Annotated in this window: 10 protein-coding genes; 1 reads left to right on the top strand and 9 read right to left on the bottom strand. The window is 67.4% G+C overall.

Annotation, left to right across the window (positions count from 1 at the left end; genetic code table 11):
- The 8 genes from rpsC to rpsJ all read right to left on the bottom strand — a co-directional run.
- Window positions 1–731, bottom strand: a 731-nt coding sequence (gene rpsC / locus ACRDU5_RS21345; RefSeq protein WP_526616984.1) for a 30S ribosomal protein S3, incomplete at its 3' end; no start/stop codon positions are given.
- On the bottom strand, window positions 731–1,315 hold the full coding sequence (gene rplV, locus ACRDU5_RS21340; protein ID WP_526616983.1) for a 50S ribosomal protein L22: 585 nt from the start codon (window positions 1,313–1,315) through the stop codon (window positions 731–733). The genes rplV and rpsC, both read right to left, overlap by 1 nt.
- Window positions 1,312–1,593, bottom strand: a complete 282-nt coding sequence (gene rpsS, locus ACRDU5_RS21335) for a 30S ribosomal protein S19 (protein WP_526616982.1) — start codon at window positions 1,591–1,593, stop codon at window positions 1,312–1,314. The genes rplV and rpsS overlap by 4 nt, the downstream gene beginning before the upstream one ends.
- Window positions 1,594–1,614: 21 nt before the next feature.
- On the bottom strand, window positions 1,615–2,457 hold the full coding sequence (gene rplB, locus ACRDU5_RS21330; RefSeq protein ID WP_526616981.1) for a 50S ribosomal protein L2: 843 nt from the start codon (window positions 2,455–2,457) through the stop codon (window positions 1,615–1,617).
- Between the two features lie 25 nt (window positions 2,458–2,482).
- Window positions 2,483–2,785, bottom strand: a complete 303-nt coding sequence (gene rplW / locus ACRDU5_RS21325; RefSeq protein WP_526616980.1) for a 50S ribosomal protein L23 — start codon at window positions 2,783–2,785, stop codon at window positions 2,483–2,485.
- Window positions 2,785–3,450 carry a 50S ribosomal protein L4 gene (rplD, locus tag ACRDU5_RS21320; protein ID WP_526616979.1) on the bottom strand — a complete coding sequence of 222 codons (666 nt, stop codon included), beginning with the start codon at window positions 3,448–3,450 and terminating at the stop codon, window positions 2,785–2,787. Before rplD ends, rplW begins: the two co-directional genes overlap by 1 nt.
- Entirely contained in the window at window positions 3,451–4,104 is a 654-nt protein-coding gene (gene rplC, locus ACRDU5_RS21315) for a 50S ribosomal protein L3 (protein WP_526616978.1), read from the bottom strand.
- Window positions 4,105–4,117: 13 nt separating this feature from the next.
- Window positions 4,118–4,423, bottom strand: a complete 306-nt coding sequence (gene rpsJ / locus ACRDU5_RS21310) for a 30S ribosomal protein S10 (protein WP_003883485.1) — start codon at window positions 4,421–4,423, stop codon at window positions 4,118–4,120.
- A gap of 342 nt (window positions 4,424–4,765) precedes the next feature.
- On the opposite strand from rpsJ, the gene ACRDU5_RS21305 reads away from it, so the two are divergent.
- Complete coding sequence (locus ACRDU5_RS21305) at window positions 4,766–5,242, top strand: PaaI family thioesterase (protein WP_526616976.1); 477 nt, start codon at window positions 4,766–4,768, stop codon at window positions 5,240–5,242.
- On the opposite strand, the gene ACRDU5_RS21300 is transcribed toward ACRDU5_RS21305, so the two are convergent.
- A partial coding sequence (locus tag ACRDU5_RS21300; protein WP_526616975.1) for a carboxylesterase family protein occupies window positions 5,239–6,351 on the bottom strand: 1,113 nt, incomplete at its 5' end. The genes ACRDU5_RS21305 and ACRDU5_RS21300 overlap by 4 nt on opposite strands.

Genomic DNA, 6,351 nt, shown 5'->3' with positions numbered 1-6,351 from the left:
GTGGTACCCGATGCGCCGCTGCGGCGCGGACGGCTGCCCGACGGCCGCTCGCGACGCGGACGGTCGGCGCCGGCCGGGACGGAGGCGGTCAGCTCACGCTTGCCACCGACGATGTCGCCCTTGTAGATCCATACCTTCACGCCGATGCGGCCGAAGGTCGTCTTGGCCTCGTACAGGCCGTAGTCGATGTCCGCGCGCAGCGTGTGCAGGGGAACGCGGCCCTCGCGGTAGAACTCCGAGCGGCTCATCTCGGCGCCGCCGAGACGGCCGGAGCACTGCACCCGGATGCCCTTGACGTTCGGCTGCCGCATAGCGGACTGGATGGCCTTGCGCATCGCACGGCGGAACGCCACCCGGTTGCTCAGCTGCTCGGCGACGCCCTGGGCCACCAGCTGCGCCTGCGACTCGGGGTTCTTCACCTCGAGGATGTTCAGCTGGACCTGCTTACCGGTCAGCTTCTCCAGGTCGGCCCGGATGCGGTCGGCCTCGGTGCCACGGCGCCCGATGACGATGCCGGGCCGCGCGGTGTGGATGTCGACGCGGACCCGGTCGCGGGTGCGCTCGATCTCCACGTCGGCGATGCCGGCGCGCTCCAGGCCGGTGGCCAGCAGCCGACGGATCGCGACGTCTTCCTTGACGTAGTCCTTGTATTGCTTGTCGGCGTACCACCGCGACTTCCAGTCGGTGGTGATACCGAGCCGGAAGCCGTGCGGGTTGATCTTCTGGCCCACTACTGCGAGCCTCCCTTCGCTTCGTCCGAAGCCTTTTTCGCCGGAGCCTTCTTCGCGGCCGCTTTCTTCGCCGGAGCCTTCTTCGCGGCGGCCTTCTCAGGTGCCTTCTTGGCGGCGGCCTTCTCAGGTGCCTTCTTCGCAGGTGCCTTCTTGGCGGCGGCCTTGCTGCCCTCCGCGCGGCGCGCACGGGCGGCGCTGGCCGACCGGCCGGCCCGCTCACTGCGCGACGGGCGGCTCTCCACGATCACGGTGATGTGGCTGGTGCGCTTGCGAATTCGGAAAGCGCGCCCCTGAGCGCGCGGCCGGATGCGCTTGGCCGTCGGGCCCTCGTCGGCGTAGACGGTGGCCACCACGAGCGTCGAGGGATCCAGCCCATCGTTGTTCTGCGCGTTGGCGACGGCGCTGGCGATCGCCTTGGCGACCGGTTCGCTGGCCGCCTGCGGCGCCCACCGCAGAATGTCCAGCGCCTCGGACACGGACTTACCGCGCACCAGGTCGATCACCCGACGCGCCTTGGTCGCCGACACCCGCACGAAGCGGGCCTTCGCCGTCGCGGTCGGAAATTCGGTCTGTGCAGTGGTCATCGGCGATGGGCCTTCCGGTCATCCTTGATGTGACCCTTGAACGTGCGGGTGGGCGCGAACTCGCCGAGCTTGTGCCCCACCATCGCCTCGGTGACGAACACCGGGACATGCTTGCGGCCGTCGTGCACCGCGAAGGTGTGCCCGATGAAGTCGGGGATGATGGTCGAACGACGCGACCAGGTCTTGATGACCTGCTTGGTGTTCTTGTCGTTCTGAACGTCGACCTTCTTGAGCAGATGGTCGTCGACGAACGGACCCTTCTTCAGGCTGCGTGGCATCCTCTGATCTCCTGGCTACGTCTACCGGTGGTGCTTCTTGCCGGTGCGCCGGCGTCGGACGATGAGCTTGTCGCTCGGCTTGTGCGCCTTGCGGGTGCGGCCCTCGGGCTTGCCCCACGGGCTGACCGGGTGACGGCCGCCGGAGCTCTTGCCCTCGCCGCCGCCGTGCGGGTGATCCACCGGGTTCATCACCACACCGCGGACGCTGGGGCGCTTGCCCTTCCACCGCATCCGGCCGGCCTTGCCCCAGTTGATGTTCGCCTGCTCGGCGTTGCCGACCTCACCGACGGTGGCGCGGCAGCGCACGTCGACGCGGCGGATCTCACCGCTGGGCATGCGCAGTGACGCGTACGTGCCTTCCTTGCCCAGCAGCTGGATCGCGGAACCGGCCGAGCGGGCCAGCTTCGCCCCACCGCCGGGCCGCAGCTCGACGGCGTGGATCAGGGTGCCGGCCGGGATGTTGCGCAGCGGCAGGTTGTTGCCGGGTTTGATGTCGGCATTCGGGCCCGACTCGACCACGTCACCCTGACCCAGGCCCTCCGGCGCGATGATGTAGCGCTTCTCGCCATCCAGGTAGTGCAGCAACGCAATTCGCGCGGTGCGGTTGGGGTCATACTCGATGTGCGCGACCTTGGCGTTGACGCCGTCCTTGTCGTGCCGACGGAAGTCGATCACCCGGTAGGCGCGCTTGTGGCCGCCGCCCTTGTGCCGGGTGGTGATCCGGCCGTGCGCGTTACGGCCGCCGCGGCCGTGCAGCGGGCGCACCAGCGACTTCTCCGGCTCCGAGCGAGTGATCTCGGCAAAGTCGGAGACGCTGGCACCGCGGCGACCCGGGGTCGTCGGCTTGTACTTGCGAATTCCCATAACTCTTGTCTCTCAGCTTCTCTCGCTAGGCCGGTGTTCCGAACAGGTCGATCGGCTTGCTGCCCTCGGCCAGTGTGACGATGGCCCGCTTGGTGTTCTTGCGCCGACCGTATCCGGCGCGGGTGCGCTTGCGCTTGCCCTGGCGGTTGGCGGTGTTCACCGACGCGACCTTGACCTTGAAGATCTTCTCGATGGCGATCTTGATCTGGGTCTTGTTCGACTCGGGGTGAACGATGAACGTGTAGACGTTGTCCTCGATCAACGCGTAAGACTTCTCCGAGATGACCGGGGACAGAATGATGTCGCGGGGATCAGTGACGGTCGCCATCAGGCCGAAACCTCCTGGTCGCTGTTGGCGCTGATGTAGGAATCCAGCGCCTCGACGCTGAACACCACATCGTCGGCGCGCAGCACGTCATAGGTGTTGAGCTGGTCCGGCGAAAGCACGTGAACGCCAGGCAGATTCCGCACGCTCTTGGCGCCCGTCTCGTCGCTGCGGCCGATAACGATCAGTACCTGCTTGCCCTCGATCAGCTTGGCCAGGAACGCCTTGGCACTCTTGGTCGACGGGGTCTGACCCTCCACGAGCTCGGTGACCGCGTGAATGCGGCCGTTGCGGGCGCGGTCCGACAGCGCGCCGCGCAGGGCGGCGGTGATCATCTTCTTCGGGGTGCGCTGGCTGTAGTCGCGCGGCTTCGGGCCGTGCACGACGCCGCCTCCGTTGTACTGCGGCGCGCGGATCGAACCCTGACGGGCGCGGCCGGTGCCCTTCTGCCGGTACGGCTTCCGGCCGCCGCCGCGCACCTCGCCGCGCGTCTTCGTCGAATGCGTGCCCTGACGGGCCGCCGCCAGCTGCGCGGTGACCACCTGATGCATCAGCGCGATGTTGGGCTCCACGTCGAACAACGCGGCCGGCAGCTCGACGGAACCGTTGTTCTTGCCCGCCGGGGTCTTTACGTCAATCTTCAGAGATTTCGGGGTCTTAGTGGCCATTTACTTCTCGCCTCGCTTGATCGCGCTACGGACCATCACCAGTCCACCGGTGCGCCCGGGGATGGCGCCCTTGATCAGCAGCACGCCGTTCTCGGCATCGACCTTGTGCACCAACAGGTTCTGCGTGGTCACGCGGTCGTTACCCATCCGGCCCGGCATCCGGGTGCCCTTGAAAACACGGCTCGGGGTGGCGCAGCCACCGATCGAACCGGGACGACGGTGCACCGCCTGCGCACCGTGGCTGGCGCCCTGGCCGGAAAAGCCGTGGCGCTTCATCGTGCCGGCGAAACCCTTGCCCTTCGACGTTCCGGTCACGTCGACGTACGTGCCGTCGGCGAAGATCTCGGCGGTCAGCTCCTGGCCGACCTCGTACTCCGCGGCCGCAGCCTCGTCGTCGAGCCGCAACTCGGCGAGGTGGCGGCGCGGGTTCACGCCCGCGACGCTGTACTGACCCGTCACCGGCTTGTTCACCTTGCGGGGGCTGATCTCGCCATAGGCCAGCTGCACGGCGCTGTAGCCGTCGCACTCCGGCGTCCGGATTCGCGTCACGACGTTCGGGCCGGCCTTGACGACGCTCACCGGAACGACCCGGTTGTTCTCGTCGAACACCTGCGTCATGCCCAGCTTGGTGCCCAGAATGCCCTTCCTAGCCATGTCTTCTGGTCTCCTACTGGATGTTGACGTCGACGCTGGCCGGCAGATCGATGCGCATCAGGGCGTCAACGGTCTTCGGCGTCGGGTCGAGGATGTCGATCAACCGCTTGTGGGTGCGCATCTCGAAGTGCTCCCGCGAGTCCTTGTACTTGTGCGGGGACCGGATGACGCAGTACACGTTCTTTTCGGTTGGCAGCGGCACGGGGCCCACCACACTGGCGCCGGTACGGGTGACCGTTTCGACGATCTTGCGCGCCGAGGCGTCGATCGCCTCGTGGTCGTAGGCCTTGAGCCTGATGCGGATCTTCTGTCCCGCCACGCTTCTCCTACCTCGCTCCTGCTTCGTACTCGGCCGGCCCGTGCCCGGACCTGGGGTTGCCGCCGCTGTTTACCTGTCTGATGTTCACCGGTCCCCGCGGTCGGGTGTGTCGCCCGCACGCACACTCGCCCGCGCCGGAAAAATCCGACACACTCGAGGGTGGAACCGGATGCGCCCGTTTGGGCGCCGGTTGTATGCCCGACCAGGCGCGAACCCGGCCCAAGGCAACCCGACCAGTATGCCCTATCTTCCAGGCGCATCCAAATCCCTGGCCACGGGAAAGGCCGCCCCACCGCCGGTGCGCGGCGAGGGCTTTCTTACTCCAGAGTAAGGTAGCTGGACATGGCCGCTCCGACCACCACCTACCAGATGTGGAAACGCCTCGCCGGCCGTCCCGGCGGCACCCGCTTGTTCTCCACCGCGGCAATGGTGCGGGTGCCCTATTTCGCCTCGATCGTGCCGCACGTGGTTCGTATGGAGCCCGGGCTCGCCGAGGTCACCGTGCCCAAGTGGTTCTTCGTCTACAACCACCTGCACACGGTGCACGCGATCGCGTCGTGCAACGCCGCTGAGATCGCGATGGGCATGTTGATGGAGGCCACCGTGCCGACGAGCCATCGCTGGATTCCCAAGGCGATGACCGTGCAATACCTGGAGAAGGCCACCACATCGCTGCGCGCCGAGGCCCGGGTGGACCCGCCGGACTTCTCGTCGATCACCGAGGGCACCGAGCTGGTCGTTCCGGTCAGCGTGACGGATCGGGCCGGCACCGAGGTGGTGCACGCCGACATCACCTGCTGGGTGACACCCGCGAACTAGCGCTCCGGGCTCACCCAGAACGGGCACTGGTGGATCTGGTCGAAATCGGTGATCGCGCGACTGCCGTCGGCCTGCAGCGACATTCGCGGCGCAGCGGCGGTGTCGGCACCGAGCGGCGGCCAGTCCGGCTGACCGGCCGCCGCGGGTACGCCGGCGGTGATGAATTTGCTCCAGTAGTCGATCATCGCGTCGGACAGTTGTTGTTGCTCCGGATTCAGCGCCGGAGGACCGCCGACGTCGAACAGATAGCGCAGCTCCAGCGAATGGCCGGCGCCCACCGGAAAAGGCAAGGTGTGCATTGGGTCTGGGGCCGGCACGTCGCGGTCGTTGAACTCGTAGGCGAAGACGGGTCCGACCTCGGCGAGGTCGTCGCTCATCCGGTCGGTCACGCACGCGAACACGCCGTCGGTCACCGCCGCCGAGTACGCCAGCGGCACGCTGCCGCCGTAATTGTCCAACGGGTACCGCTCGGCCACGGCAATGGCCCTGTTGCCAAACGCTTCTCGCAGCAGTTCCGGATATCGTTCGGTGGCGTAGGACTCGCCCTGACGCAGATACCGCAGGGCGACAAACAATCTGAACTCGTCCCGATTGGTGCCGATCAGCACCGGCACCCGGGCAGCGTCGTCCCTAGTAATCGCGGTGACCGGATCAACCGGCAGCAATTTGGTCCCGGTGACCGGTCCGGTCAGCGCATCGCTGCCGATATTGAAGTACAGAGCCGGTTTTCGTAGCTTGTCGACCGGCAGCGCACGCAGACACTGCGCGGCGGTGGCCGCGTCGCCGCACCCCGCCTGCGCGGCATAGTCGAGGCTGCGCTGCTCTGCCGTCGGCAGGTCGGCCTGGGCCTGACAGGGTGCGCTCTGAATGATGGCGGCGCGGAACAGCCCCTTCGAGCCCGGCGCGACCAGGTGGTCGCACACCGAGATGCCGCCCGCGGACGCGCCGGCCACGGTGACCTTGCCCGGATCACCGCCGAAATTGGCGATGTTGTCGCGCACCCAGCGCAGCGCGGCCTGCTGGTCGGCCAGCCCGTAGTTGCCGACGTCTCCGGCCGGCCCGAGCGACGGATGGGCCAGGAAGCCCAGCGCGCCGAGCCGGTAATTGAT

The sequence above is a fragment of the Mycobacterium sp. genome, from assembly GCF_050701515.1.
Lineage (GTDB): Bacteria > Actinomycetota > Actinomycetes > Mycobacteriales > Mycobacteriaceae > Mycobacterium.
Note: the sequence above shows the minus strand (reverse complement) of the source record. Positions and strands in the feature narration are given on the sequence as shown.